This is a genomic window from Vibrio panuliri, assembly GCF_009938205.1.
Lineage (GTDB): Bacteria > Pseudomonadota > Gammaproteobacteria > Enterobacterales > Vibrionaceae > Vibrio > Vibrio panuliri.
Genome location: NZ_AP019655.1, coordinates 1 through 25,698, shown reverse-complemented (window position 1 = coordinate 25,698; position 25,698 = coordinate 1). Strand labels below are relative to the sequence as shown.

General features: G+C 45.3%; 28 protein-coding genes and 1 riboswitch. Of the genes, 17 read left to right on the top strand and 11 right to left on the bottom strand.

What is annotated here, in order from left to right:
* Positions 1 to 119 precede the first annotated feature (119 nt).
* Positions 120 to 1,109, top strand: coding sequence for a transporter (locus GZK95_RS15060; protein ID WP_075705798.1), 990 nt, complete (start codon positions 120 to 122; stop codon positions 1,107 to 1,109).
* 65 nt (positions 1,110 to 1,174) lie between these two features.
* Here the strand turns inward: GZK95_RS15060 and GZK95_RS15055 are convergent, their stop codons facing one another.
* The 4 genes from GZK95_RS15055 to GZK95_RS15040 are packed head-to-tail and all read right to left on the bottom strand — an operon-like array spanning position 1,175 to position 3,594.
* Entirely contained in the window at positions 1,175 to 1,792 is a 618-nt protein-coding gene (locus GZK95_RS15055) for a hypothetical protein (protein ID WP_075714129.1), read from the bottom strand.
* Between the two features lie 2 nt (positions 1,793 to 1,794).
* Positions 1,795 to 2,472: a C39 family peptidase gene (locus GZK95_RS15050; RefSeq protein WP_225623966.1), complete on the bottom strand. Its 678-nt coding sequence runs from the start codon at positions 2,470 to 2,472 to the stop codon at positions 1,795 to 1,797.
* Position 2,473: 1 nt separating this feature from the next.
* Entirely contained in the window at positions 2,474 to 2,824 is a 351-nt protein-coding gene (locus GZK95_RS15045; protein WP_075705796.1) for a carbon storage regulator, read from the bottom strand.
* 14 nt (positions 2,825 to 2,838) lie between these two features.
* Complete coding sequence (locus GZK95_RS15040) at positions 2,839 to 3,594, bottom strand: hypothetical protein (RefSeq protein WP_075714127.1); 756 nt, start codon at positions 3,592 to 3,594, stop codon at positions 2,839 to 2,841.
* A 546-nt stretch (positions 3,595 to 4,140) separates the two neighbouring features.
* Here GZK95_RS15040 and GZK95_RS15035 point away from each other — a divergent pair.
* Entirely contained in the window at positions 4,141 to 4,788 is a 648-nt protein-coding gene (locus tag GZK95_RS15035; protein WP_075713903.1) for a helix-turn-helix transcriptional regulator, read from the top strand.
* Positions 4,789 to 4,854: 66 nt separating this feature from the next.
* On the opposite strand, the gene GZK95_RS15030 is transcribed toward GZK95_RS15035, so the two are convergent.
* Positions 4,855 to 5,211: a YibL family ribosome-associated protein gene (locus GZK95_RS15030; RefSeq protein ID WP_075705793.1), complete on the bottom strand. Its 357-nt coding sequence runs from the start codon at positions 5,209 to 5,211 to the stop codon at positions 4,855 to 4,857.
* A gap of 180 nt (positions 5,212 to 5,391) precedes the next feature.
* On the opposite strand from GZK95_RS15030, the gene GZK95_RS15025 reads away from it, so the two are divergent.
* Together GZK95_RS15025 and GZK95_RS15020 are read left to right on the top strand one after the other, a co-directional pair.
* The gene (locus GZK95_RS15025) at positions 5,392 to 6,177 is read left to right on the top strand and encodes a DUF4344 domain-containing metallopeptidase (protein ID WP_075713905.1); all 786 of its coding nucleotides are present in this window, start codon (positions 5,392 to 5,394) and stop codon (positions 6,175 to 6,177) included.
* Between the two features lie 206 nt (positions 6,178 to 6,383).
* On the top strand, positions 6,384 to 8,045 hold the full coding sequence (locus GZK95_RS15020) for a methyl-accepting chemotaxis protein (protein ID WP_075705791.1): 1,662 nt from the start codon (positions 6,384 to 6,386) through the stop codon (positions 8,043 to 8,045).
* A gap of 84 nt (positions 8,046 to 8,129) precedes the next feature.
* On the opposite strand, the gene GZK95_RS15015 is transcribed toward GZK95_RS15020, so the two are convergent.
* Together GZK95_RS15015 and GZK95_RS15010 are read right to left on the bottom strand one after the other, a co-directional pair.
* Positions 8,130 to 8,681: a copper resistance protein NlpE gene (locus GZK95_RS15015; RefSeq protein ID WP_151148835.1), complete on the bottom strand. Its 552-nt coding sequence runs from the start codon at positions 8,679 to 8,681 to the stop codon at positions 8,130 to 8,132.
* A gap of 144 nt (positions 8,682 to 8,825) precedes the next feature.
* The gene (locus GZK95_RS15010) at positions 8,826 to 9,764 is read right to left on the bottom strand and encodes a LysR family transcriptional regulator (RefSeq protein ID WP_075716551.1); all 939 of its coding nucleotides are present in this window, start codon (positions 9,762 to 9,764) and stop codon (positions 8,826 to 8,828) included.
* A 56-nt stretch (positions 9,765 to 9,820) separates the two neighbouring features.
* Between GZK95_RS15010 and GZK95_RS15005 the strand changes: the two genes are divergently transcribed.
* The 3 genes from GZK95_RS15005 (at position 9,821) to GZK95_RS14995 (ending at position 12,218) form a co-directional block, all read left to right on the top strand.
* On the top strand, positions 9,821 to 10,036 hold the full coding sequence (locus tag GZK95_RS15005; protein WP_075705788.1) for a DUF2798 domain-containing protein: 216 nt from the start codon (positions 9,821 to 9,823) through the stop codon (positions 10,034 to 10,036).
* 70 nt (positions 10,037 to 10,106) lie between these two features.
* A complete protein-coding gene (locus GZK95_RS15000; protein ID WP_075716550.1) occupies positions 10,107 to 11,168 on the top strand; it encodes an HlyD family secretion protein in 1,062 nt (353 codons plus the stop codon).
* 24 nt (positions 11,169 to 11,192) lie between these two features.
* On the top strand, positions 11,193 to 12,218 hold the full coding sequence (locus tag GZK95_RS14995; protein ID WP_075716549.1) for a DUF2955 domain-containing protein: 1,026 nt from the start codon (positions 11,193 to 11,195) through the stop codon (positions 12,216 to 12,218).
* 80 nt (positions 12,219 to 12,298) lie between these two features.
* On the opposite strand, the gene GZK95_RS14990 is transcribed toward GZK95_RS14995, so the two are convergent.
* The 3 genes from GZK95_RS14990 to GZK95_RS14980 all read right to left on the bottom strand — a co-directional run bounded on the left by GZK95_RS14990 (position 12,299) and on the right by GZK95_RS14980 (position 13,699).
* Complete coding sequence (locus tag GZK95_RS14990) at positions 12,299 to 13,015, bottom strand: YebC/PmpR family DNA-binding transcriptional regulator (protein WP_075716548.1); 717 nt, start codon at positions 13,013 to 13,015, stop codon at positions 12,299 to 12,301.
* Between the two features lie 131 nt (positions 13,016 to 13,146).
* Positions 13,147 to 13,356 (bottom strand): DUF3283 family protein, encoded by a 210-nt coding sequence (locus GZK95_RS14985; RefSeq protein WP_075705784.1) that lies wholly within the window; start codon positions 13,354 to 13,356, stop codon positions 13,147 to 13,149.
* 145 nt (positions 13,357 to 13,501) lie between these two features.
* Positions 13,502 to 13,699, bottom strand: a complete 198-nt coding sequence (locus GZK95_RS14980) for a PA3496 family putative envelope integrity protein (protein WP_075705783.1) — start codon at positions 13,697 to 13,699, stop codon at positions 13,502 to 13,504.
* A 369-nt stretch (positions 13,700 to 14,068) separates the two neighbouring features.
* Between GZK95_RS14980 and GZK95_RS14975 the strand changes: the two genes are divergently transcribed.
* From GZK95_RS14975 to thiE, 10 genes are all read left to right on the top strand, one after another.
* Positions 14,069 to 14,917, top strand: a complete 849-nt coding sequence (locus GZK95_RS14975) for an ABC transporter ATP-binding protein (RefSeq protein WP_075716547.1) — start codon at positions 14,069 to 14,071, stop codon at positions 14,915 to 14,917.
* Positions 14,914 to 15,846, top strand: a complete 933-nt coding sequence (locus tag GZK95_RS14970; protein WP_075705781.1) for an ATP-binding cassette domain-containing protein — start codon at positions 14,914 to 14,916, stop codon at positions 15,844 to 15,846. The genes GZK95_RS14975 and GZK95_RS14970 overlap by 4 nt, the downstream gene beginning before the upstream one ends.
* Positions 15,843 to 16,316, top strand: a complete 474-nt coding sequence (locus GZK95_RS14965; protein ID WP_075705780.1) for a transcriptional regulator — start codon at positions 15,843 to 15,845, stop codon at positions 16,314 to 16,316. The genes GZK95_RS14970 and GZK95_RS14965 overlap by 4 nt, the downstream gene beginning before the upstream one ends.
* Before the next feature lie 209 nt (positions 16,317 to 16,525).
* Positions 16,526 to 16,635, top strand: a riboswitch (TPP riboswitch).
* Between the two features lie 91 nt (positions 16,636 to 16,726).
* A complete protein-coding gene (gene thiD, locus GZK95_RS14960) occupies positions 16,727 to 17,578 on the top strand; it encodes a bifunctional hydroxymethylpyrimidine kinase/phosphomethylpyrimidine kinase (protein ID WP_075716546.1) in 852 nt (283 codons plus the stop codon).
* Positions 17,514 to 18,317, top strand: coding sequence for an ABC transporter ATP-binding protein (locus tag GZK95_RS14955; protein WP_083626429.1), 804 nt, complete (start codon positions 17,514 to 17,516; stop codon positions 18,315 to 18,317). Before thiD ends, GZK95_RS14955 begins: the two co-directional genes overlap by 65 nt.
* A 40-nt stretch (positions 18,318 to 18,357) precedes the next feature.
* On the top strand, positions 18,358 to 19,110 hold the full coding sequence (locus tag GZK95_RS14950) for an ABC transporter permease (protein ID WP_225623976.1): 753 nt from the start codon (positions 18,358 to 18,360) through the stop codon (positions 19,108 to 19,110).
* Positions 19,111 to 19,130: 20 nt separating this feature from the next.
* Positions 19,131 to 20,081, top strand: coding sequence for an ABC transporter substrate-binding protein (locus GZK95_RS14945; RefSeq protein ID WP_075716543.1), 951 nt, complete (start codon positions 19,131 to 19,133; stop codon positions 20,079 to 20,081).
* An 18-nt stretch (positions 20,082 to 20,099) separates the two neighbouring features.
* Positions 20,100 to 20,777: a thiaminase II gene (gene tenA / locus GZK95_RS14940; protein WP_075716542.1), complete on the top strand. Its 678-nt coding sequence runs from the start codon at positions 20,100 to 20,102 to the stop codon at positions 20,775 to 20,777.
* 3 nt (positions 20,778 to 20,780) lie between these two features.
* On the top strand, positions 20,781 to 21,572 hold the full coding sequence (gene thiM, locus GZK95_RS14935; RefSeq protein ID WP_075716541.1) for a hydroxyethylthiazole kinase: 792 nt from the start codon (positions 20,781 to 20,783) through the stop codon (positions 21,570 to 21,572).
* A 57-nt stretch (positions 21,573 to 21,629) separates the two neighbouring features.
* Positions 21,630 to 22,265, top strand: coding sequence for a thiamine phosphate synthase (gene thiE / locus GZK95_RS14930; protein WP_075716540.1), 636 nt, complete (start codon positions 21,630 to 21,632; stop codon positions 22,263 to 22,265).
* 214 nt (positions 22,266 to 22,479) lie between these two features.
* On the opposite strand, the gene GZK95_RS14925 is transcribed toward thiE, so the two are convergent.
* Positions 22,480 to 24,450 (bottom strand): replication initiator protein RctB domain-containing protein, encoded by a 1,971-nt coding sequence (locus GZK95_RS14925; protein ID WP_075716539.1) that lies wholly within the window; start codon positions 24,448 to 24,450, stop codon positions 22,480 to 22,482.
* Positions 24,451 to 25,698 lie beyond the last annotated feature (1,248 nt).

Sequence of the window (25,698 nt, the reverse complement as noted above, 5' to 3'; positions counted from 1 at the left end):
CGCCAATAAGAACCAATGAGCATATGCAAAGATGTAAATAATACATAAATCAATAGTGGCAAGAGTCACGTTACTGAACTAATTAAAAGGAGGGCCAAAACAAAAAAGGGACGAACAAAATGGCAAAACCTCTACTCTATTCTCTTCCTCTCCTGTTGCTGGCACCATCAGTCTTCGCTGATGACCCTGCGACAGATGCTAAACGGGCGCAAACCGTCGCGGATGTGATTGACAGACCTGGCGTATTAACTCCAAAAGGGCAGTTTGGTATCGAAGCCTCACTTAATTATACGCAGAACTCCTCAAATCGAGTCAGTGTGGTGGGATACAGTGTCTTACCGGCATTGGTGATTGGTCTTATTGAAGTGAGTGACTCAGATAGAACCACACTCACTGCCGGTTTAACCGGGCGCTACGGCCTGACCAACGCGACTGAACTAGAAATTCGCATGCCGTATGTCTACCGCAATGACCAAATCTCTGCTCGCCCTATCAGCGAAGGTGCTTCAGACGAGACCATTAACAGAGATATCGATGGCGGAGGGTTGGGTGATATCGAGTTTGCGATTCGGCACCAGTTTAACTTCGACACCAGTCCTTATTGGGTGGGCAGCTTGCGCGTCAAATCAAACACGGGTAAATCCCCATATGAAATCGATACAGACCCAACCACCAATGTATTAGAAGATGCGCCTACAGGCTCGGGCTTTTGGAGCATCGAACCGGGCATTTCAATGATCTACCCTACCGACCCAGCCGTGCTTTTTGCCAGCGTGTCATATATCTATAACTTTAAAGAGACCTTCGATATTAGCGGTCAAAGTGCCGAAATCGACCTAGGTGACACCATTTCTCTTGGCGCTGGTTTGGGGTTTGCAATCAACCGAGATTTATCGCTATCCATCGGTTTGAGCCACCAAACCATTTTGGAAAGTGAAGTTAACGGTCAGAAAGATGACGAAGCAAAACTGTTGCAGCTTGACTCATTAACCTTCGGTATCAACTACGCACTCTCTCGTACAACATCAATCAATATCAGCGCTCAAGCAGGGTTAACCGAAGATACGCCAGACTTCCAACTCAATGTTCGTATTCCTTTTACGTTCTAACTTTTCTACGAACACAGCAAAATGCCAGCAATACGTTGCTGGCATTTTTCGTAGTAAGAATAAAACTAGTTAAAATTGAACTGGAGCGATTGTTGTATCTTGTTGCTACGCTCCAATCGTCTGAGCGCACCGTTCACTTGAGCATCAATATTAATTGCAGTTTCAAAACCAATCACAGTGTCATCCAACGAGTTTTGAATAACGCGATTGATTGCTGATTGCGTGATACTAGGCAATGGTGCACTAATTTGGCTCACTGTGATTTGTGGCGGTTCCACAGCCGGAGTGGTCTCCACGGGTACAGAAGCCGTGTTAGCAGGTGTTGCAGGTTCAGGCGTTGGAGCAACTACTGACGGCTCAACGCTAGGGATTAATGAAGTAGTGTTACCACTTCCGACCTGAACCACGGTTGTTGTCGGAACAACTTCAGGTTGGCTTGCAACCAAACGTCCATTCTGGAAGAACAAATTGGCGATTCGATTGTTGAACAATCTTTCACCATTGATTGATGTTGCAATATCCAACCCTATGTTGATCAAAAAGTCGTCACCTAGAAAACCACCTCGATAACTTGCTAACTCTTGATGATCAAGGGGCTCAAGATGTTCCAGTTGATAAGATGCCGCTACAGGTGCACTTAAGCAGACGCATACTGCGCTTATCAACCCTAATTTTCTAAACATTGCTAATACTCCCCACTTTCGGGTAGCGTAATACTAAATACACCCAGTGAATTCCGAGAGACACCTGAATCAACCGGAGCGGGTGCATATAGTGAGTAGTTGTCGTCTGAGATATAGCTGTTTCTGGCAATGTCGACATGGTTGCGAATCAATAACACTATGCCTGAGTAATACCGCTCAAAATCGGCGTACTTCATTTGAATGGTGCCCCTTGACGGGTCGCCCAATATAACCGAGTGGTTGTTCATCCCTTTGATTACAACAAAATGCATGTAACCATCAAAGTTGACTAACGTAATACCCGGAACACCAAGCTCCTGCATCTTACTCAGTGGTACTTTAAAACCATCCGCTTTAAAGCCTTTCGTTTCCAAATAGTTTCGCATGTCGAGCAGCGAGAAACCGCTTTTTCTGATCTTACCTTGATCACCTTGTTCGAACATTACTTGGAAAATCGTCTCTTCATTAACCGGATGGCCGTAGTGATAAGTCAGTAACGATGCTACCGCTGCCGACCCACAGCTAAAGTCATACTCTTGACGAATTACATCACCAAACAGTACTTCTTTGTAGCTTTTCACTGGCACATTAAATACTCCCCGGTTAGGGAAGTAACTTAATGCATAGGAGGATGCTGAAACGATCAGCATCCCTAAGGTTAAGATTCGCCAAAAAACCATATCATTTCAGTGTCAGGTTGACGACTGTTGAGTTTTGGATCAGTACATTGTTACCCGTGTTTTGAATAACATTGGTTACACCGGACGCCGATTCCAACGCGCCGGCACCGATAAAGTTGCTGCCATTAACCGTGTTGGTAGCAACATTACCGTGGCTATAACCATTCACATCTGATGAAGCTGAAATACTATCAATATCAATGTTGTACTCATCAACATCTAGAACATACTGTCCGCCTCGAGAACTATCCATGGTATCCATGGATAGTTCTAAGTCGTCTGCCAGCACCAAATCTTCAGCATAAGCGTTGACAACCAACATACTGCTTATTGCTAGTAGTGCTAAGCGCATGACATTCTCCAGACTTATTTAGTTTGTACTGTGGCGTTAGTCACAACAGCTTGTTGAACGAATGAGTTTGCACCAGCAGATTGAGCGACAGTAGTAATACCTGCTGCATTGTTAAAGCCAGTCATATTGTTCGAATTACGAACCTCTACACCAGCGCCTGCACACTTGCTACAACCTCTGTAGCGAGTCATACCCGCAGCTTCACCATACTCAACACTGGTATTGGTAATGTGACCATCTAAGTCAGATTTCGCCACAACCATGTCCACTTCAAAGTTCAACTCATGCTTAGTGGTTGTCGTTGTCATCGTGGTGTTGGCACTGTTATGCCACTCTTTATTGTTGTCATCGCCATTACCCACATTGGCGCTGTCATTCCACTCCTTGTTATTGTCATCACCATTGCCTACGTTGGCACTGTCATTCCACTCTTTGTTGTTGTCGTCACCGCCGCCTTTGGTGTACGTTTTGGTGTAGGAGTTATGGTCGTCCCCTGCACCATTATTATTGTTGTCATTGTTGTCATGACCATTGTTTGATGTATAAGTGTTATCGTCATTACCATTGTTGGTATCGATATCATTATCATCATTACCATTGTTGGTTGATACATGGTTATTGTCATTACCTGGACCGTTACCATTATGGCTTAGCATATCAATATTATTTGGTTGAGGGCCGCCGCCACCGCCGCCGCCGCCAGCGAGAACTGCACCACTCATCATCATTGCTGCCATTGCGATTGCTACGCCAGTTTTTTTAAGATTCATAACCTTCACTCCGTTGTGTATCCATGTCTGAATTGTTGGTTTATGCCCTTGAGCAACACGAGTATAGGTAGGCATCTCACCTGACAAGTCTTAAATTTGAGACAACAAAACACGCTGGGAATGATCAGCGCATTTAGGAGAAAAGGGTTGAATATGCATGTTGAGAAGAAACATGCAGTTAGCAATACAAAAAATCAGATGGTTGAGTAAAGTATGAAGATAAGCGGAGGATTCGACTGATAAGTTACATCATACTTATGCCTCCTAAAACCTACTTTTCACTAAGTAGAAAAATCGCTCCTAGCGGCCAAAATAGAAAAACAGCCACGGGTCAGTACGTTAGTAAAAAGATGATGAACGCTTACTGAGCAAGGTCTGCGCAGACATAAACGAAATGACTAAACTTTATTGATAATTAAATAAGTAAATTTTATGAAATGGCAAACCAATGCTGATTTCTTGAATATACTTTACGTGTCTCGAGCGCATATCACGTCACGTTTGAGGCGAGTAAAGTAAAACAAGACTCCCTCGGAGGCAGTGGATATGGCTACTAAGCATGTGGTGATTTTGTCTGAAAAATCGTTACAGACCAGTTTGATGGAACAGCAACTAACCGAGCAACTCGATATAAAGCTCGATATTGTCACGGCAGACCAACTCAACGACATCGCATCTCAGCATACAGTCAACCTCATCTTAATCGATTTCGAGCAGTTGCAGTTTATGATCGCGAACAATACCTTGCCGAACTTTGACTTACTTAAACTCGATATCTTGATTTACAACATGCCAAGTGAATCAATGCAGTGTGACATCATCTATTGGCAATCTCTTAGAGGTATTCTACTCAGTTGCGCGCCGATCGATCATTTACACAAAAGCGTTGGGTATGTGTTGAATGGAGGGTTATGGTTACCAAGAAAATGTCTAGAAAGTTTGGTGATGCTGCGTCGAAACCCAAACCTGACTCGCTGTCAGCTATACAAAAACCTCACCACGAGAGAACGTCAAATACTCGATCACGTTGCGTCAGGTAAATCGAACAAACAGATAGCCAACTCTCTTTATCTGTCAGAGAGCACGGTTAAATCGCATGTCTATAAGATATTTAAGAAATTAGATGTACATAAACGTCGTGATGCTATGCACATCACCAAAGCAGTACACAACAATCAACCCAGATTAGAGTAGAATGAAGTCGGTAGATCGTTGTAGCGAGCAAAGCGGCGTGCCCACCACTTTGCTAAAGGAAAGAGATTAGAACTTCTTCGGGGCAAAACCAGTCATAACATCCAAACGCAGTTGTTTACCCATTTTGGTCATTGGGTGAACAATCACAAGACCGCGCACAGATTTTTTCAGTTTACCAAGATCCGCCTGTTCAGCTTTGGTAATTTCACGAGAGAACGGCATGTCCAGCAAGCTCTTACGTTCTTTGTTCAAGTCATAATCTTGCTTACCACGTAGCGAATTCACTTTTTTTGACAGATCCTCAACTTCATCCGTGAACTTAGTGATCATAGGCTGATCGTTGCGCGTTTTCGCTGCATCTAATTTACGCTGCGCGCTATCAAGACGGTTATGAAGTTTCTGAAGGTCCTGCTTTAGGCTCATGGCGAATAGTCTCTCTCGAATAATAAAGGGCGGCGAGTTTACCACACTCAGATGCCGAGCCCTAATGATAATCGTGATCTCGGCAGCGAAGTTTTCCCCCATAATAGCCTATTTAGACTAGCAAGCATAACCGCAAGGATTTATAGTTTTGTAAGTAGTTAGAAAAGAAAAGGTATTGTGATGGTTAAAACTTTAACACGAGCAGCTCAAAGTGCTATTGCTTGGAGTCTGTTGGGAATTTCTGCGGCAAGTGCTTCGGTAGAAATCGTCTACACAGAACCAACGTCAAAGCAGGAACAACAGGCCAAGCAAGCCATCATTGATAGCGAAGTCAACTTACTCCTGGTTGAGTTATCAGAGCAATATTTCCCCTTTAAAACTCCCCTGACCGTAAGTTATGGCGGTGAAGATGGCCCTCTGTATGATCCAGCAAACCATACCATGATGATGCCTTACCACTTCTACAGCGAAGCATTGGATTATTTTACCAAGAACGACTATCAGGAAAAGTATGATCGCGCCCCAGAACTTGGCGCTATTGATACCATACTACACACGCTGCTCCATGAAGCTGGGCACGCCTATATAGAAGATCAATCAATTCCAGTACTCGGAAAAGAAGAAGATGCGGTTGATAACTTTGCTGTAGTGATGATGCTAGAGTATGTCGAAGATGGCGATAATGCAGCGATTAGTGCCGCCGATATGTTTGCTTTCGAATCACAAGACAGACCGGACTATTACGCCGTCGATGAGTACATCGATGAACATAGTTTCGATCTACAACGCTATTTCTCTACCTTATGCTTAATCTATGGCAGCGACCCAGAAAAACATAGCAACTTACTTGATGAAATAGGCAAGGAATCACTGGCTGACAGAAAAGACTTTTGCATTTCCCACTATCAAACAATTAATAGTAATTGGCACACTTATCTGAAAAACCACTCAAAAACATATTTTTAACAACCCAACTTATTGATAAGACAAAATAATTCATTAAAAAGTCGCAGAAACCCAATCTGCGACTGGTTCTTTTTCATCAATAAATAAAAACTAATCCCTTAAGCTTCACAGATATCTGCCGACAAAGTTGTTAACATAATTTAAAAACCAGCAAAACATTTGGTTGTAAGTTGTACGCAATAAAGTAATTAGTGCAGGAAATCTCTATGAATCTAACAATAAAAACACGCCTTTACTTGATGTCTTTTGTCCCCTTGTTGCTCATTGCACTTGGTGTCATGGGCGTCGCATATGTCAAAATGACCAGTCTCACCGCACAGCAAGTGACAGCCACTAGTGAGACGATGATGAATCAAAAAAGAGGTGAGTTGAAAACGTACGTGCAAATGGCGAAATCCGCCGTGCAACCTTTTTTGGATCGCGGAGCGACACTTGAAGAAGCGATCCCGACATTACGCCAACTTGAGTATGGCAAAACCGGCTATATTTTTGGTTATAACTCTCAAGGTGTTCGTCTGTTTAATGGTAATAGCACCAAAGGCATTGGTGAAAATTTTATCAACTTGCAAGACAAACAAGGCAACTACATCATTCAAGATCTGTTAAAGAATGCTAAAACAGATAGTTTCACCACCTATTACTTTCCTAAGCTAGGCGAAACAGTCGCGCTACCAAAACTCAGTTATTCTATCTACATTCCCGAGTGGGATCTTATGATGGGAACCGGCTTCTACACCGATGATATTGATGCCGTGCTCGCCAACATGAACACCAACGCTAACCAAGCACTAGAAAACACTCTGTATTTAATCGTCCTTTTCAGCTTGGGGATTTCTGCCGTGGTCGCTATTGCGGCAATCGCTATCAACCGCTCAATCATGAAACCGTTAGAACAGTTTGATCAATCTATTCAATCCTTTGCCAATGGGGATGCCGATCTAACTGCACGAATGGAAACATTTAAAGCACCGGAATATGCCCGTTTAAGCACTAACTTCAATGCGTTTGTCGAAAGCTTGCAAAACATCATTCGCAACGTCAGCGACGTGGGTCAACAAGTGGTATCTGAAACCACCAGCATGTCCTCTCGTGCCGCTCAAGTCGATGAGCTCGCGACGGGGCAACGCGAAGAAACCGAACAAGTCGCGACTGCAATGACGGAGATGACCACCACCGCTCAAGAGATTTCAAGCAACGCCAGCCAAGCGGCCGATTCAGCCAAAGAGGCGGACAACAACGCTTTAGAGGTGCAGCAAATCGTCAATGCTGCGGCAACTTCCGTCAGTAGTTTGGCTGATGAAGTCCACCATGCAACTCAAGTGATCTCTCGCCTCGAAGGTGACGTGCAAAATATCTCTTCTTCGCTGGAAGTCATCCAAGATATTGCCGAGCAAACAAATCTTCTGGCGTTGAACGCGGCAATTGAAGCCGCCCGTGCTGGCGAACAAGGACGCGGATTTGCCGTGGTGGCCGATGAAGTACGTAAGCTCGCCAGTCGCACTCAAGAGAGTACCGGCGAGATCCACAAGATGATTCAGCAGTTAAAATCTGCCTCTGATGATGCCGTTAGAGCGATGGAAAGCAGTCAGAGTCGCAGTGCCGATACTGTCAATGAAGCCAACGCGGCGGCTGAAGCATTAGTGAAAATACAGCATTCTATTGCGACCATTATGGATATGAACGCTTTGATAGCAACCGCAACAGAACAACAGAGCCTAGTTGGACAGGAGATCTCCGAACGCATCGTGGTCATTTCAGATCAAAGCACTCAGTCGGCTCATCTCGCCAATGAGAATAGAACGGGCAGCCAGAATCTTAATAGCCGAGCAAATGAGCTTTACGAACTCGTGAACCGTTTTACAGTGTAAACTTGGACAATAATTAAGCTCTCAATGAAAAAAGTGACCGTTTGGTCACTTTTTATTTGGGGGGTATTAAGCGTGATAACGCCGTTACTCTTGCTGTACTAAGGTGTAATTGTCAGCCATTTCACCTTCGACTTTGTTGCCGTCAACATCCAACATCATCAGCACATTTTCATCGACAAAGAACTGCTGTGAGTCATCTTCCTCAGACAAGGTGATCGTATCGCCTTTACTGTTCCACACAAACTCCCCAGTCGATTTGTACTGACCTTCTTCGCCTTTGCCAAGGTAAACTTGGTCATAGGAGTAAGTACCATCAAAGTTAAGTGTTAATGAGGTGGCAATACCTGAGCAATCGGCGCATGGCATGGTCCCCATGTATACCCCTTCCCAATCCAATGAGTTACGAGCAGAGTGAGTGAGTCGAGGCTCATCCGCTTGCTCAGTTTCAGGGCGAAGCTGAGTACTTGCGGCGGAAGAAATCGAGGAGTCCGCAGCGGATTGTATGGTTTGAATGCCTTCGGTGACCTGTGCTGTCGCTTCTGCGGGAGCGTTCGCCATCGGCTCGCTAGGCGCTTCATCTTGACAACCGGCAAGCACAAATGCGGCACTGGATAATATTAATAGTGTTTTTTTCATTACCTTCCCTTATTCAACCTATCCACTAATAATTTTTATAATCATAGTTTTGTTTCAGCCTTTTACGTCAGAATAAACGCAAATTACTGATCCGCTTATGTCAGAAAACACCACGAAGACGGCTAAACACGCTAATAGAGTGGCTCAACGCCGATATATTGGGTCTTGTTGGATCTTTTTGACGCCTTCTAACAACGCTTCAATAAATAGCGACAGTGCCTTGGGCTGATAGCGACGCTGTTTATAAACGAGATACGCTTTGCGTTTGCTGCGGTTATATTGAGGTAGAATGGGAACTAAGTTTTGCTCACCCTCAGGCTTAATATGGCGAAATGGCAATGATGCAACACCAAGACCTCTCTCAACCGCCTGAATCACCGCCAAAATATCATTGACGACTAACTTTGGCTTTATTGATAGCACTTCCACCAACTCGGAACCTCGATAGATCGGCAGGTCAACGATATTATCCACCGATACCCAAGCTTGTTCCCGTAACTGAGACAACTGATTAATCTCGCCAACGCGAGCCAGATATTCTGGACTGGCAAAAAAACCGTGGTTGGCCTCAAACAGTGGTCTGGCGATCATCCCCTCCATTTCGCGCAAATCAAAAGTCATCAGTAGATCACGGTCTGTTTGTGGCACGATTTGCTCTTGGCTCAGCACAAGATCCAACTGCACTTTGGGGTAACGCGTTAAAAACTGCTCAACCACCTCTTCAGCAAAACCACGATAGAAGTTGTAAGGCAACGCGAGTTTAATTTTCCCCTCTACGTCTTGGCGGTCTTCACTGAGTTGTGCAAAACCCGTCTCAATGCTCTCCATACCACTTTTTAACAAGTGAAAAGCGCGCATACCTGACTCAGTTGGTGCTAACTCCCGTCCCTGTTTCTCCAATAATCGCATGTTAAGCCGCTCTTCAAGCGCATTTAAACGTCTCGACATAGTAGAAATCGGTAAACGCAATTGGCGAGAAGCGGCTTGCAAAGAGCCAAACTCTACCACTGCACAAAACAGATACAGATCGTCTACATTTCCAAATATGGAATTCACACTTCTATTCCTGCTTATTTTTCTCATTAATGGATGAATATATAGTCTATTGAAACCAAAGCCAAGCAAGACAGGAGCAAAGCATGAACACCAAACAATTTTGGCTCACCGCACTAATGTCCTCTTTCACTATGGCGCTGATGATGTCGGGCGTCTTGTCAGGCTACAAGCTTGGCTTTAGCAGTGATTGGCCGCTGATCTGGCTAGAGAGTTTCAGTTTAGCGTGGCCCTGCGCCCTATTCCTTAACTTGACATTATTGCCGCAGGTTCGTCGTTTAGCTGCATGGATAACAGCTTAAGCGATACGACATAATCCGATAGAGAATCCAACAAGGAGGTGACAAATAATTCAGCAGCAAGAGAAGACTAATGACAGAAAAATTCTACCAATACGCCCTTTACTCCGTACTCAGCATCACCATCTTATTCTCACTATTTTTGGTCGCAGCTGACAATATTGCCCCGTTCACAACTCAAGCGTCACTGCACCGCACAGTGGCAACAATCGCCCCTGAAACATCAGGTGTTATCGAAACAGTAGCCGTGCGAAACGGTGAGCAAGTAAAATCTGGCGAGACATTATTTACCTTAGATGCCCAAAGCTACCAACTTAAAGTCAGCCAAGCAAAAGCAGAACTCGCCCAAGCGTTGCAAACCTTTGACGCAAACCAGCAGCAATTGAACGTAGCTAAGCAGACCTTGTTACAGAAACAAGAAGAAGAGCACAACGCTGTCGCCAAGCTGGTGCGTAACAAAGCACTTTACAAAAAAGGGCTGACAACGACTCAAGCGATTGAAGACAGTGAATTAAGTGTCAAAGTAGCAAAAAGTGCATTAATGGCGGCAAAAGCCGACATCATGCGCATTGAAGCGTCATTGGCTGACAGCAACAGCAATGCAGCGATACAGCTCGCTAAAGCGAAGCTCGCCAGTGCAGAACTGGATCAGCAGCATACGCAAATTGTGGCGCAAACCGACGGTGTCGTCACCAACCTACAATTGCAATCCGGTAGCTATATCAGCCAAGGTACGACCGCATTGTTGCTTGTCAATGAGTCTCACGCTTGGCTCAGCGCAGATTTCAATGAAAAAGGTATCGAGCATCTAACTCAAGACAATCAAGCTTACATCGCTTTTGACGCCATTCCAGGTAAGGTATTCATCGGTCACATTGAAAGCCAAGAGCGTGCTATCCGCGATATCGACAACAGCAACGGTCAACTCGTTGATGTCATCAACGATAACCGCTGGATTCGCGAACAACAAAAGATTCGAGTGCGTATCGTGTTGGATGATGTGAAACCAGAAATGGCGCAACGCTTAATCTCAGGCGCACGGGCTTCCGTTTCCGTCAAGAACGGCTCAATCCTCATTGATGCCATCAGCTATACGTGGATCCACTTAGTCTCACTATTTCGCTATATCTACTAACTTTGGGCAGTGAAGGTATTGAGTATGAACCTAAATTCCTTTATCCAGTTTGACGATGTATCTCAGCGCAACGAAGCACTGCGCGTTACGCTGGCGATTACGGTATGTATGCTACTTGGCAAGCTACTGAACCTGACATCACCCGTTTATTTAGCGCTTTATCCGACGATCATTATGACCAAGAGTAAAGACTACTCTTGGTCTGGTTTAGCTAAAACCTTTACCCCAACGCTATTAGCGGCTAGCGCTGCACTGGTTGTCAGCAATTGCTTCTCACAGCACCCATTCATCATCTGGACCATCAGCTTATTGTTCTTTGACTGGATGCGCCGCAGAGCAACAACGCCCGCTAAAATGGGGGCAATGTTGATGCCAACATTTAACTGGATTTTAGTGATTATTTTCGCCCAACATACCAGCGCGGATATAACCACTCGTATTCACGAAATCTTGGCTTCTATGGTGATTACCACCGTCGTCTGTAAAACCGCGGTAGCATTGTTCCCTATTGCGAGCAAAGGCAAACCCACTCTGTTTGAACCTAAAACCGTTACTGCACAACAGCGCCTTATCGCACTAACCTTAATTGGCATCGGTGTCGGCTTTCTACTGCAAGTCGAAATGTTATCCGCCACCTTCTGTTTGGTGCCAGTGATTGCCGCGGCAACCCAAAGCCAAGCCAATGCGTTTCGCCAAGTGGTGGAAAGACGTTTTGTCACGCAAGTCGGTGGGTGCGCATTGGCGTTTATATTTACTTTGCTGCTGTCTGGTCATCAAACCAACATTGGTCTGTATGCACTGCTGCTTGGAGGGTTGGTTTTTATGCTGGCAAGCTTAATGGCAAAAGCAGATTTCACCTTGCGTGATCTGCATAGTGATGCGCTACTGGCTACGATGTTGCCCATTCAACTCTACATTGGCGCAAATGAAATGGGGTTAGAGCGCACCTTTTTACGTGGTTGGCAACTCGCCGTCACGCTGGCAATACTGTTTACTTTGTACAAACTGTTTACGACCAATCAACGCCAATCTCACCTGCGAAAAGACTAGGGTCTGTCGAACTTAGAAACAACAAAGATAAAAAAAGGCTTCGCATTTGCGAAGCCTTTAGTATTTGTCACACGCAGAAATTAGTTTTCAGCGTTGTGGTAAACTTGTTGTACGTCATCACAATCTTCTAGAAGGTCTAGGAACTTCTGGAATTTCTCTTGATCGTCAGCACCAATTTCATGGTAAGACTGAGGAACGAAAGTGATTTCTTCAACGTCAAGAGTCAGCTCTGGGTACTCAGTGTTTAGAGCCGTTTTCACTTTGAAGAACTCAGTGTTTGGCGCATAAACAGTGATCACACCGTCTTCAAGTTCGATGTCTGTTACATCACAGTCAGCCATCATTAGCGCTTCTAATACTGGCTCTTCGTCTTCACCTTTGAACTGGAATACAGCTTGGTGAGCAAACATGTGAGAAACAGTACCCTCAACACCAATTTTCGCGCCTGTTTTTACGAAGCATTGACGAACGTCTTGGAAAGTACGGTTGCCGTTGTCTGTTAGACAGTCAACAATCACACTTGCACCACCAGGAGAGAAACCTTCGTAGCGAGCTGGTGCATAATCTTCACCGCCGCCGCCGTTAGCTTTGTCTAGTGCTTTATCGATAACGTGTGCTGGAACCTGATCTTTCTTAGCTTTAGAAATTAGGTGGCGTAGCGACAAGTTCATGTCTGGGTCTGAACCACCGTTTTTCGCACACATGTAAATTTCTTTACCGTATTTGGAATAAACTTTAATTTTTGCGCCTGCAGTTTTCGCCATAGAGGCTTTGCGCACTTCAAAACTTCTTCCCATCGGGACGATCTCTCTTAAAATTTAAATTTAACGCGAAGGATTTTAGCAAAAAATCGAGGCTTTTCAATTTTGCCTCGCCTCACCAGTTATTGGTATATAGCCAAACAGAACTGCTTGACTATAGCTTGGGCTTACGCGACACCCATAAGTCGTTTGTATTTTGCTACGCACTCAATAAACCAAGTACGTTCAGCTTCATCGACGATCTTGCCCACTTGTTGATCAATCTCATCCGGGCCTGTTTTAGCTTCTTTGAGCTTCCACACGAGAAACGCCGCCTGCTTATCTAGCTCGACTTTGTTCTTCTCATCTGCGGGTAACAACGACAAATTTACCGACATAGTTCGATCTCGAATTCAAATACGAGGCGCGAATATACCACAACAGAGCTAAATGTTGAGAAAAGAAAACGAGGGCGAGCTCAAAAACAACAAAGGGTGGCTTATAGAATAGCCACCCTACTGGAAAGTATTAACAAGTTTTTTATCAGTGCAGCAAACCAAGCTCTCGCGCCTCTTCAATTGTCAAACCACTTTCTCGAATCTCGCGTAGCATCTCAATGCGACGACGAGCTTCAGCAGATTTAACCATTGATGTCGGCTGTTGCGATTCAACTTCTTCCGTGAAGTCCCACTTACTTGCAATACTTGTCATTTCATCATGGTCTAAAGAATTAATGGACATAAAAACCTCCGCGGAAAACCATGCAAGGGACGAGGTAATACTTAGCAAATGCAGCCCTAGCTTGTTAAGCACAATCAGTCAGGAATGTGATGGCGATAATAGTTCAATCAGTAAGTAATAATTTGGTTTGAAATTGCTTTGCACCCACTGAGATAGCACTGTACATTTAAAGAATTCCCCTCAGCAAAGCTAATTTGCTTTAGATCACGCAACGCTTACTTTTTCACCCCACTCCTTGTCCAAAATCTCTCATCTTTTCCGCTCAAAACGGCTATTTCTCGACCAAGTTCACTCTTTTCTCTCGATCTTCTTTTCTCATTCAAAATAAGAGTTAATGATAATCATTATCTTTATCAGTCGAGTGTCGTTATGAGTCAACATTTTTTACAACATGCGTTCCATTCCGAGCCGATCATTAAAGTCCGCAATTTGTGCGTCGATTACATCACCGACCACGGGGACTTCAATGCGGTTAAATCGGTCAGTTTTGATATTGGCAAAGGTGAGATTTTCGGTCTCGCAGGTGAATCGGGGTGTGGTAAAAGTACCATTGCCTTTGCGATAAACCGCTTGCACAAAGCGCCTGCCTTTATTTCTGGTGGGCAAATCCATTTTGAAGGACGAGATCTCCTAAAATTGCCTGAAGCTGAGTTCAACACCATTCGCTGGAGCGAGATTGCGATGGTGTTCCAAAGTGCAATGAACTCATTAAACCCCGTATTGCCAGTACAAGAGCAGTTTGCTGATGTACTGCGTCATCATCAAGGGATGAGCGAAGAGCAAGCAAAAAAACGCGCTGAACAGTTACTCGATCTGGTCAATATCCCACGGGAACGCTTAACCGAGTACCCACACCAATTTAGTGGCGGCATGCGCCAACGTCTTGTGATTGCGATTGCGCTGTCACTCAACCCAAAAATGATCATTATGGACGAGCCAACCACGGCATTGGATGTAGTGGTGCAACGCGAGATCTTGCAGCAAATCTACCAACTGCGTGAAGAGTTTGGTTTCTCGATCTTGTTTATCACCCACGATCTAGCCCTGATGACTCAGTTATGTGATCGCATTGCGATCATGCGTCATGGCGAGATTGTTGAAGTGAACAGTTCAAAGGCCATTCGCGAAAATCCTCAGCACGCCTATACCCAAAAACTATGGGCATCATTCCCTAATATCCACCAAGGAAAGCATCAATCAGAAGGAGCACTGGCATGAGTGAACCAATCGTTCAAGTTAATGATATTGTAAAAGAATTTTCAATCGGTGGCGGGTTTTCTTCAGTTGAGCGCTTTCGAGCATTGCAAGGAGTTAGTTTTAATCTTCATCGGGGGCGAACTTTAGCATTAGTCGGAGAATCTGGCTGTGGTAAAAGTACTTGTGCACGTTTGATCACTAAGGTGTACCCTGCCACCAGCGGCGAGATCCTCTTTAAAGGTCGTAATATCAATGAGATCAATAGCCGAAAAGATCTGCTTGATTACCGCAGCAAGGTACAAATGGTATTTCAAGATCCATTTGGTTCATTGAATCCAACCCACACGATTGAGCATCACCTCACTCGTCCACTCAAGATCCACAAGCAAGTAAAGAGCAACCAAGAGATCCCTGCTCGCTTAGATGAACTACTCAAGCTGGTGGAACTTGCCCCTGATACCTTGCAAAAATTCCCTCATGAACTCAGCGGCGGTCAGCGTCAAAGGGTTAACTTAGCGCGCGCACTGGCTGTGGGAGCAGAAGTCATCCTTGCTGACGAACCAACCTCAATGCTCGATGTTTCAATCCGCCTTGGTGTACTTAACCTAATGCAGCGGATGAAAAAAGAACTTGGGATCGGTTTTTTATATATTACTCATGACCTTGCCACTGCGCACTACATCGCAGAAGAGACCGCGGTAATGTACAAAGGACAAATCGTTGAATGGGGGGATACGCAAGCCATTCTAACCAATCCACAGCATCCATACACCAAACTGCTTATCTCTGCTGTGCCAGACCCAGATTTACCATTTGGTCATTTGGTCGAAACTGAACCAAACTATTCTCAAGAAGCCGATGAAATTCGCGCCACCAGCGCAATAGTGCAGCAAGGTGTTAAGCAAATCGGTGAAAATCACTTTGTAAAGCAATGGGATAACGCAGCATGATCACATTAGAATCGTGGCTAGAAAAGATCACTGACTGGTATCAAAACCGGAAGCATGATCAAGATGAAACTTTGCAAAAGTTGATCCTTTCTGCGCCCGATTCTATTTGGGGCCCAGAGGTTACCGAGCAACAAAGCAAAGCGATAGCGTGTTGGTTAGACGGCTGTCTACGTCTGTTTCAATCCATGCGCTATCAAGACCCAACCAAAGCGTACCCATTCCTGCAACTTGCTAGTAGTAAGTTGCAGGCGACGGCCAGTCAACCTATCGCAGATATCGAACTGCGTGATTGGTCTATGAAACGTTTACAGCACCTTACTGTGCTTGCACTTGAGTTTTGCAACCAACAACCACAAGCGGATTGGCAACAAGAGTCAACCATGTTGATAGAGTCGCATGTGCAGTTTATGGCAGCACACAGCTGGAATGAACCTCGAAAGCATGATCAAGGAAACCGCCGCATTCACTGATCGTGCTGTCGTGTTCGACCCTCCCCTTGATCATATTTCCGTATTTCTCGCCATGCTTCCGATAGTTTAAAGGCTTGGCAGCCAACCAACCTTTCTCAATTCCTGAAGCTAAAAGCAATCAATCAAGTCTTCAATACTCAAGTGACTGCACGATGCAGGATTCCGTGGCTCTATCGGTAGCACATTGATGAGCTTACTGTTAATATCTGAGCACATAGTCGGGGGGCCAAAGCAAATATGCGGCGGCTGAGATCGAATTTCGAGACCCGTTGAACCTGATTCAGTTAGCACTGACGTAGGGAACTATCAACACTTTGCCACACGCAGTCCGCGCAACCCAACCCGCTTGGGTGCGATCCGTCTTGATTGGTCAGGGTCATAGTTCCTATACATCAGTAATAGGAGCGACCATGGCGCAAACTTGTCATACCCAAACACCGATTGTACTTACCATCGCAGGCTCAGATAGTGGCGGCGGTGCAGGCATTCAGGCCGATATCAAAGCCATATCCGCAACAGGAAGTTATGCCTGCTCAGTGATCACAGCCATCACATCGCAGAACACTCAAGGCGTAAGTGCCATCTTCCCTATTCCACTGGAACATGTCGCAAGTCAGCTTGATGCCGTATTTACCGATCTCAATATCGTAGCGGTAAAAATCGGCATGTTGGCCGACTCAAACATTATTGAGGTGGTCGCAAGCAAAATTAAACAGTACCAACCACAACACTTGATTGTTGACCCTGTGATGGTCGCGACCAGCGGGGATCTTTTGTTAGAACAATCGGCGATCAGCACACTAAAAAGTCAACTGCTTCCCCTCGCCGACATCATTACACCAAATTTACCAGAAGGCGCTGCTTTAACGGAGCAATCTGTCCCTCAGTCTGAGCAAGCAATGAATGCGATGATCGCGGATTTACGGGCGCTGGGAGCGGGAGCGGTGTTACTGAAAGGCGGACATTTAGAACACGATCAAAACAGTAACGATCTCTTGATCACCCGCGACTCAGTTGAACTTATCAGTGCTAAACGTCATGCGACGAAAAACACCCACGGCACCGGGTGTACCCTCTCCTCGGCGATCGCTTCCTATCTTGCTCAAGGCAATGATGTCACTCAATCGGTCAAACTGGCAAAAGAGTATATTTCACAGGCTATCGCCCATGCAGACGAATTAGCCGTGGGGCAAGGTCATGGTCCGGTGCATCATTTCTTTGCTGGGTCGAACTTTGGCAAAGGCAGTCAACACCGTGACTAGCGTTGGTATAGCTCTCAAAAACAAAGGGTTGAAGTATAAAGATAGCCCTGTAGCAACACTTGATCAGGTGAACATTGACTTTCCAGCAGGTCAATGGACAGTCCTGCTTGGTCGCAGTGGTTGTGGCAAAACGACCCTACTGCGCTACCTTGCAGGTTTACTCGATAATAAGCTAATCGAAAACGGAGATTTAACCACCAGTGACGGTCTACCGCTCAGTCACCGTATCGCTTACATGGCGCAACAAGATTTGTTGTTACCTTGGCTAAATGTGCGCGATAACGTCTGCTTAAGCGCCCGTTTTAGCAACGTCAGCCTCAAGAGCCAATACGCGAAGGCCGAGCAGCTACTCAAGCAAGTTGGATTGTTTGAGTATGCCGACACAAAGCCCGAACAACTATCTGGTGGGATGCGCCAACGTGTCGCGCTCGCACGAACCTTAATGCAGCAGCAACCTATCGTGTTAATGGATGAACCCTTTTCTGCACTCGATGCTGTCACCCGACATAAGCTTCAAACCTTAGCGGCGGATTTATTGAAAGATAAAACAGTCGTGTTAATCACCCACGATCCTCAAGAGGCGGTACGTTTGGCAGATCAGCTTTACGTCCTGCAAGGCGCTCCAGCACAAGCTAGAGAACTGACGGTACCACGAAGTAACCCACCAAGAGTGCTTGACGCAGAATGTGCAGAACTACAACAAGCGATCTTAGATCAATTGGAGCAAGACTATGAGTAAGCACAGCACAGGGACATCGGTGCTAGACGCACAGACCACCATGACACGGTCAACCTCGCCCATCGTTCGCTTAATGCTAACCACACTTATCCTGTTCGCACTTTGGCAGTTGGTTGTCGTGGTCTTTGCTCTGCCGAGCTTTATCTTGCCAGCGCCCCTAGAAGTGCTCGAAAAGCTGGTATCACGTCATGAGATTCTGCTCAAGCACACTTGGGTTACCGCGCAAGAGATATTGCTTGGGCTGATGTTGGGACTATCAATGGGCTTGTTGTTTGCGCTGCAGATGTTGCTCTTTGCGCCGCTCAGACGCTGGTTGCTACCTATCTTAATCGCCAGTCAAGCGATACCCGTATTTGCGATTGCCCCTATTCTGATGCTGTGGCTCGGCTATGGCATCGCGTCGAAAGTCGTGATGGCGGCGATAATTATCTTCTTCCCGGTGACCACATGCTGCTATGACGGTTTGCGTAACACCCCATCTGGCTATCTCGACTTAGCGAAAACAATGGGGGCATCAAAATGGCAACGGCTCCGCCATATTCAGTTCCCTGCCTCTCTACCGACATTGGCATCTGGTATTCGCGTTGCTGTCGTTATCGCGCCGATTGGTGCGGTCGTCGGTGAATGGGTGGGATCCAGTGCAGGACTTGGCTACCTGATGTTACAAGCCAATGCGCGCATGATCATCGATGAAATGTTTGCCGCACTGTTTATTCTCGCCGCACTTTCTATCGCTCTCTACTTCATCAGCGATGCACTGCTGAAAAAAGCCATTCCATGGGAAAACAAGTAAGCTCAACACAAGGAACTCAAATGAACCAACATAAGATGATAAGCGCTGCAGCCCTACTGAGCGCACTCCTATCCAACAACGTTTTGGCACAAGACAAACAACTCACCTTGATGCTCGATTGGTTTGTTAACCCAAATCACGGTCCTATCGTTATTGCACAAGAGCGTGGTTACTTTAAACAACAAGGACTTGAGGTCGATATCCAAGAGCCAGCAGATCCAAGTACCCCACCGAAATTGGTCGCTGCGGGTAAAGTGGATATGGCGATCTCCTATCAGCCTAACCTCACCATTGACGTTGCTGCCGGTTTACCACTGATACGCTCCGCCACATTGATCGCGACCCCTCTTAACACTCTGATGGTGCTCGATAACGGTAAAAACGAACAACTAAGTGATTTAAAAGGCAAGAAAATCGGTATCGCAATTGCAGGTAACGAAGAAGCCACCATCGGCACCATGCTTTCTCAGGCTAACGTTAAGTTCTCCGATGTTGAAATTATCAATGTTGGCTGGGCACTATCTTCATCATTGGCATCGGGAAAAGTCGATGCAATATGGGGTGGATTACGTAACTTTGAAACCAACCAACTCGCGCTTGAAGGGTATGCGGCCAAAACCTTTTACCCTGAAGAACATGGCGTTCCAGCCTACGATGAGTTGGTATTTGTCGCCAATGCTAACCATTATGACAAACAAGCTATCCAAGCATTCAACAAAGCGCTGGAACAAGCAACTACCTACATCGTCAATCACCCTAAGCAGTCATGGCAAGAGTTTGTCGCTTATTCCCCCGACACGCTAGATAACGAACTGAATAAGCGTGCTTGGAACGACACGTTAACCCGTTTTGCACTTCGCCCTGCCGCTGTTGATCTCAAACGTTACGATGATTACGCACAGTTTATGTATTCACAACACATCATCGATACGCTACCTAAAGCGGAAGATTACGTACCCAATTTAAATTGATATTAAGGTGAGTTAACTATGCAATATCAAGATTTAATCGATGCTTGTCGCGCCGATTGGCAGCAATATACCGAGCACCCATTTGTTGAGCAGCTCGCCAAAGGCGAACTGGCTCATCACTGCTTTTTACACTACCTCAAACAAGATTTTCTCTTTCTCAAGCAGTATGCACGAGCCTACGCATTGGCAATATACAAAGCTCGCACTTTGGAGGATATGCGCCGCGCTTTACCTAGCGTTCATGCCCTGCTTGACTCAGAAATCGCCCACCACGTTGACTACTGCCAGCAATGGGGATTGACAGAGTCCGACCTTGAAAATGAAACCGAAGACTTCGGCACCGTTGCCTATACCCGCTATGTACTGGATGCCGGAATGACCGGAGACTTGGTCGACCTTTATGCCGCCCTCGCCCCATGCTCAATTGGCTATGCATGGATTGGCAAAATGCTTAGCGAGAGTCCAACTACCATCATCGACGGCAATCCATACGCCAGTTGGATCCAGCTCTATGCAGGCGAAGAGTTTCAATCTGGTGCTGATCAAGGAGCCCGCCATTTTAACCAGTTGCTGGCTGACATCGATCTCAATAGCCAACGAGGTCAAAACCTAATCAATGTGTTTCAAACCGCAACTCGTATGGAAATTGCCTTTTGGCAACAAGGTTTAGATGTGCAAGCCGCACAAAAGGAGTAAACAATGTCAGTCGACACTATCATTCAAGCACTCAACGCCGTACGTCAGCAGAAGCCGCTGGTGGTCAATATCACCAACTATGTGGTGATGAACAACAGCGCTAACGCATTGCTGGCAATAGGCGCGTCGCCAATCATGGCGCACTCAAAACAAGAGATGGCGGAAATGCTGTCATTTGCCGGAGCATTGGTTATTAATATCGGCACGTTAGATAGTGTCTGGATACCTCGTATGCTATTTGCCGTCGAACAAGCCAACCGGCACGGAAAACCCGTTATTCTTGATCCTGTCGGTTGTGGTGCCAGCACGCTGCGTACAGAGACCTCACGTCAAATCGCTCGTTTAGCCGAGAAACTTATCATCCGAGGTAATGCCTCAGAGATCATCGCGCTAGCCGGTGAGCAGGCGCAAACCAAAGGGGTTGATGCTCTAGACAGTAGCGAAGCAGCACTAGGAGCGGCACGTTTCTTGGTAGCAGAATACGCCGCCAACGTGATGATCTCCGGCGCTACCGATTATATCGTTAGCCAAAATCGCACTGTAGCGCTCACAAACGGCGATAAGATGATGCCCCACGTCACTGGCATGGGTTGTACACTAACAGCGCTTACAGGCGCATTTGCGGCGGTTGGAGATGACACTGGATTGGCAGCAGCGGCAATACTTGGTGTTGCGGGTGAGATTGCCGCCGAAAATGCCTCAGGCCCAGGCAGTTTGCAAGTCGCCTTGCTGGATACTTTATATCAAATCGATGAAGCTCAAATCGTCGCTCGTTTGCAACTTGAGATTCACTAAGCAATCTCAAATCGATCTCCTCTCCATTACTGGCGAGGAGATCCTTTAGGAAAAATAATGAACCCTTACCGTTTATATCTGGTTACCGATGACCAACAAGACCTCGCCACATTGACTCGGGTAGTAGAACAAGCCGTTGCAGGTGGTGTAACTATGGTTCAGATACGCGAAAAACATGGTGATATACGTGCGTTTATTGAGCGAGCTTTGGTAATAAAACAATTACTTAAAGACACCAATGTGCCTTTGATCATCAACGATCGCGTTGATGTCGCTTTAGCCGTTGATGCGGACGGCGTGCACTTAGGTCAATCGGATCTTCCTGCACGCACAGCCCGACGCTTAATCGGTCCCGATAAGATCTTGGGGCTTTCGATAGAAAACGAAGCTCAGTTGGCGATCGCGGATTCGCTGCCGATCGATTATATCGGCTTAAGCGCCATTTACCCGACCACGACAAAAACCGATACCAAGCATTATTGGGGAATTGAGGGGCTGAAATTAGCACTGAATACCACTCAGTTGCCCATTGTCGCAATCGGTGGAATCAACCAAGACAATATACCGCAGCTGGTTGCGACCGGTGTGCACGGTTTAGCGTTGGTGTCAGCGATTTGCCACGCCAGTGACGTAACAACGGCGACCAGAGCACTACTGGCATTAATCGAATCGAGTAAAAATCAGGAATTTTAGGCAAAAAAAAGCGAGTTCAAATGAACTCGCGAACAATTCAGAATGAATGTAACAATATGAGCCAATCTAAAGGATAGGAAGTATCCTTAAAATTCATCAGAAAGGACAAAAGGTTGTCTATTCGGGATCTATCATAACTTTCGAGCCGCGATCATTGTCAGTGCTCTGTCAGGGTAATGTAGTAAAACTGTCTACTTTATATTCAAAAGGGCGACTAGATCGCCACTTCATCTAACGCACGGAATACTGAATCGTCAAGGTGTCCATCCATAACCTGCTTACACACTTTTCGACGTACTGCGAGACCCGCAATCAAACGCTCAATTGACAAGTGTTTGTTGTCACTCTGACTGTTGTACAGCTCAACCATCTTACTTAGTGTCTCGTATGGAATTGGGTCTTCCCCTACTCTCAACCAATCCAGCTTATCAACCAGTTCCAGACACTCTTCACGAATCGACCCTTGGGAATGCCCTGTCATGGCAGCTAAAGCGGCAATACTGCGCTCTAAGGCTTCTTCAGAGGTATATTTGGATAAGGTTATCGTAATTTCATCAGCGTTAATTTCAACTAAGTGTTTACGCTGCTTCACTCGACGGCCCAAATTCCCTTTTGGTGAACGTTCTTTACGTTGAATTGGCTCAAACTCACCATCAATAATTTGCGATAGCTCATCAAGCTGTTGGCGCGTGACCATTTCATTTCGTAACGGGTTCGGTAGGGTTGGCGCCATATTGCGTTTGCCTGCATTGGTCGTGCGAGCTCGTGAATAACGCAGCACTTCCTCCACATCACACTTAATATCGACCTGATAATCTTTGATCTTATCTTTTTCGACAATGGCAGAGATCGTTAAGTGATAACCCCATAAGTTGACCACGAACAGTTCATCGGATCCTTTGCCATCCGATAGGCGTTTCAACTCTCGGATCAGATCCATCGAAAAACGACGCCACTCAATATTGCGCGCCAATTTTTGGTTCAGTTCACTGAGTAACATCACGTCACTGTGGCGACGCGACATACGGCTACGGAAATAACTGTACAGCTGAAAAACCAGTGTATGTTGTTTCAGTATTTCAGGTGGAAACAAGAAGAAATAATCACGAGTCAGCAACTCTTCGTAGAACGATGGCTCCCAAACCAGGATGTATAGGTTTGGTTTAATGCGAATTTCGCCGTCAGAGCCTTCTGTAGGTGCTTCTTCAGATGCAGTAATGGTTCGGGCTAGAAAACGAAAACGATCGCTCTTGAAGCCTTCTGGCATGTTCTCGCTTAACCAACGTCCTGTTAGCTCGTGTAACTGGAAATCGGTAAACTCGATACGATCAATACTATCGCGAATTGAATCACGTGCAGGGCCGCTGTCTTTCTTGCCACGCAACGAGAGAATATCCGTGATGTACAGCGGTGTCTTATTCGGGGTTTGTTTAGCATCAAGCTGATATTGGTGCTGGTGGTGATCGTGGTATTGAACGGTGAGCGTAAACAGCGCAAACAACGTCATTAAGTCATCGACCGTCATAATATTTTTCGAAGATCGTGTTTCTATCACCGCACGTGTACCAGAGATCGAAACCATCGATTTTTGGTAATTTTTACGTGTGCGAGGTGGCGCAAGCGCTTGGTCAATGATACCGGCCCAGTTGGTTGGAGAGACCACAAACTGATCCGCTTCATCTTTCATCGCTGGTGGGGTGTTTAGCCCATACTCATTCAATAAACGTTTGTTCACTTGAGTTTGTGCTAACGCCTTAGAGCGCTTTTTCTTTTCCGTTTGTTTAACACTTTCAGTAACTAAACTGGTTGCCCCGAGTGCGGAGATCAGTCGGTTAGGGTTAACAAACTTATGGAGCATCGTCTTCCCTGCTAAGCCCTCTTCAAACTTAACTGGAATTTGATCAAACAAACCGACCGTTACCGCAGCGCGTAAACGCTGTTGGATAGCCGCGCGGGTAATTTGACCATCTGTCGCTTCAATGAGTTCGGTTGTTGACACCAAACCGTCTTTACTGCGAAAACCGCGTAATGAAATTAAGTTCAACAGTTCGACGATACTTTTCGTCACACCTTTAAAGTGTTGGTATTGTTCAATCCAGTCGACGGCGGCTTCAGACACTTCAAATAGATGTCCATCCTTATGACTGCGAGGGGCTTTGATCAGTATTTTTTCTTCTGAGCTCATTATTGGATCCGTGTCACATAAGCCGTAATATCGATATAGTTCCAGAAGAATAAAGAAAAAAAGATCATAAATAAAGAAAAAACTTATTGTTCTTTCAAACTGATCTTTCTGATTATATTGATCTTAATTGATTATATGATCTATTGATCTGAACGAGTTTGCTCTCGCAAGTTATTGAATATTAGAGATTAAAAAAATACTTGCTCGAAAGCATGATCATACTTATTCCGAAACGATGATCATTAATTGCAAGAAAGCATGATCAAATAACGTAGAAACCATGATCATGAATAATGTGAATCAATGATCAACGACTGGCTAGAAGCATGATCATCGTACCTCCACATCTTATCCACAAGGGGATCGCTGCTGATTTGCTCGGTTAAGCTATTTTCTGCTTTTTATACCCTAAAGTCACGCGAAACGATGATCAAGGTAAGTCGCAATTGCTCTGTTTTTAATCCATTTTAATGTATTGGTGGATTGAAATGACAGTCGGCGCGCGGAAAATCATTTTTCCGACAATGGCGTGATAACGATGAAAGCATGATCAAGGTGGAGGTTGTTTATGCGTTCGGTTAAGTGTGATGACTCGATTTTGCCCTGTTTAGCTTAGGATACGCTGCTAAGCTAGTGTTCATCTGCATTTGACCGTAAGTTAGTTGGTAATTTACATGCTTCCGGAACGGTCACACCCTTGATCATTGATCCAAATAACGATCGTGATGTGATTTTCTCTGACTAAGTGGTTGTTCGTTGATATTTGCCTTGATCATTTTTCCGAATAGCGACTTGTTGTTCGAAAGCATGATCATGATAGCTGCCTTGATCATGCTTTCACCATTCTTCCCGTGTACCGCTGATCGCGGACTCACTGTTTATTTACTCCCCTATCCGTTTGTAAACTGTCACTATGACGAACGAAGCTGTTTCCTGTTGTAAATCCATTTGACATAGCCCGTAATTTGCGTGAAGAATCTAATCGTTCCGGTATTTGTCTAAAACATGCTCAAATAGACATTTTTACATTGTAAATAAGTGACGTGGTAACATTTTAAATCTAGGATAGTTTACATAGATTTGTGCTGGTAAAAAATGGCGAATTTTTGACTTATTTGTCTCGCATTTCATTAAAAGGCTATATTTCTCTCATTTTAATGTGATATTTGTCTATAGTCGATCGTTCACCTTTTTATTGTATATGGTATTAAATGCTGTACAATGATTGTAGGTTACTAATAACGGAAT

Bases quoted from the DNA above. Each gene is read 5' to 3' on its own strand.
- GZK95_RS15060 (WP_075705798.1), top strand. From the start codon at position 120: ATGGCAAAACCTCTACTCTATTCTCTTCCTCTCCTGTTGCTGGCACCA.
- GZK95_RS15055 (WP_075714129.1), bottom strand. From the start codon at position 1,792: ATGTTTAGAAAATTAGGGTTGATAAGCGCAGTATGCGTCTGCTTAAGT.
- GZK95_RS15050 (WP_225623966.1), bottom strand. From the start codon at position 2,472: ATGGTTTTTTGGCGAATCTTAACCTTAGGGATGCTGATCGTTTCAGCA.
- GZK95_RS15045 (WP_075705796.1), bottom strand. From the start codon at position 2,824: ATGCGCTTAGCACTACTAGCAATAAGCAGTATGTTGGTTGTCAACGCT.
- GZK95_RS15040 (WP_075714127.1), bottom strand. From the start codon at position 3,594: ATGAATCTTAAAAAAACTGGCGTAGCAATCGCAATGGCAGCAATGATG.
- GZK95_RS15035 (WP_075713903.1), top strand. From the start codon at position 4,141: ATGGCTACTAAGCATGTGGTGATTTTGTCTGAAAAATCGTTACAGACC.
- GZK95_RS15030 (WP_075705793.1), bottom strand. From the start codon at position 5,211: ATGAGCCTAAAGCAGGACCTTCAGAAACTTCATAACCGTCTTGATAGC.
- GZK95_RS15025 (WP_075713905.1), top strand. From the start codon at position 5,392: ATGGTTAAAACTTTAACACGAGCAGCTCAAAGTGCTATTGCTTGGAGT.
- GZK95_RS15020 (WP_075705791.1), top strand. From the start codon at position 6,384: ATGAATCTAACAATAAAAACACGCCTTTACTTGATGTCTTTTGTCCCC.
- GZK95_RS15015 (WP_151148835.1), bottom strand. From the start codon at position 8,681: ATGAAAAAAACACTATTAATATTATCCAGTGCCGCATTTGTGCTTGCC.
- GZK95_RS15010 (WP_075716551.1), bottom strand. From the start codon at position 9,764: ATGAGAAAAATAAGCAGGAATAGAAGTGTGAATTCCATATTTGGAAAT.
- GZK95_RS15005 (WP_075705788.1), top strand. From the start codon at position 9,821: ATGAACACCAAACAATTTTGGCTCACCGCACTAATGTCCTCTTTCACT.
- GZK95_RS15000 (WP_075716550.1), top strand. From the start codon at position 10,107: ATGACAGAAAAATTCTACCAATACGCCCTTTACTCCGTACTCAGCATC.
- GZK95_RS14995 (WP_075716549.1), top strand. From the start codon at position 11,193: ATGAACCTAAATTCCTTTATCCAGTTTGACGATGTATCTCAGCGCAAC.
- GZK95_RS14990 (WP_075716548.1), bottom strand. From the start codon at position 13,015: ATGGGAAGAAGTTTTGAAGTGCGCAAAGCCTCTATGGCGAAAACTGCA.
- GZK95_RS14985 (WP_075705784.1), bottom strand. From the start codon at position 13,356: ATGTCGGTAAATTTGTCGTTGTTACCCGCAGATGAGAAGAACAAAGTC.
- GZK95_RS14980 (WP_075705783.1), bottom strand. From the start codon at position 13,699: ATGTCCATTAATTCTTTAGACCATGATGAAATGACAAGTATTGCAAGT.
- GZK95_RS14975 (WP_075716547.1), top strand. From the start codon at position 14,069: ATGAGTCAACATTTTTTACAACATGCGTTCCATTCCGAGCCGATCATT.
- GZK95_RS14970 (WP_075705781.1), top strand. From the start codon at position 14,914: ATGAGTGAACCAATCGTTCAAGTTAATGATATTGTAAAAGAATTTTCA.
- GZK95_RS14965 (WP_075705780.1), top strand. From the start codon at position 15,843: ATGATCACATTAGAATCGTGGCTAGAAAAGATCACTGACTGGTATCAA.
- thiD (WP_075716546.1), top strand. From the start codon at position 16,727: ATGGCGCAAACTTGTCATACCCAAACACCGATTGTACTTACCATCGCA.
- GZK95_RS14955 (WP_083626429.1), top strand. From the start codon at position 17,514: ATGGTCCGGTGCATCATTTCTTTGCTGGGTCGAACTTTGGCAAAGGCA.
- GZK95_RS14950 (WP_225623976.1), top strand. From the start codon at position 18,358: ATGACACGGTCAACCTCGCCCATCGTTCGCTTAATGCTAACCACACTT.
- GZK95_RS14945 (WP_075716543.1), top strand. From the start codon at position 19,131: ATGAACCAACATAAGATGATAAGCGCTGCAGCCCTACTGAGCGCACTC.
- tenA (WP_075716542.1), top strand. From the start codon at position 20,100: ATGCAATATCAAGATTTAATCGATGCTTGTCGCGCCGATTGGCAGCAA.
- thiM (WP_075716541.1), top strand. From the start codon at position 20,781: ATGTCAGTCGACACTATCATTCAAGCACTCAACGCCGTACGTCAGCAG.
- thiE (WP_075716540.1), top strand. From the start codon at position 21,630: ATGAACCCTTACCGTTTATATCTGGTTACCGATGACCAACAAGACCTC.
- GZK95_RS14925 (WP_075716539.1), bottom strand. From the start codon at position 24,450: ATGAGCTCAGAAGAAAAAATACTGATCAAAGCCCCTCGCAGTCATAAG.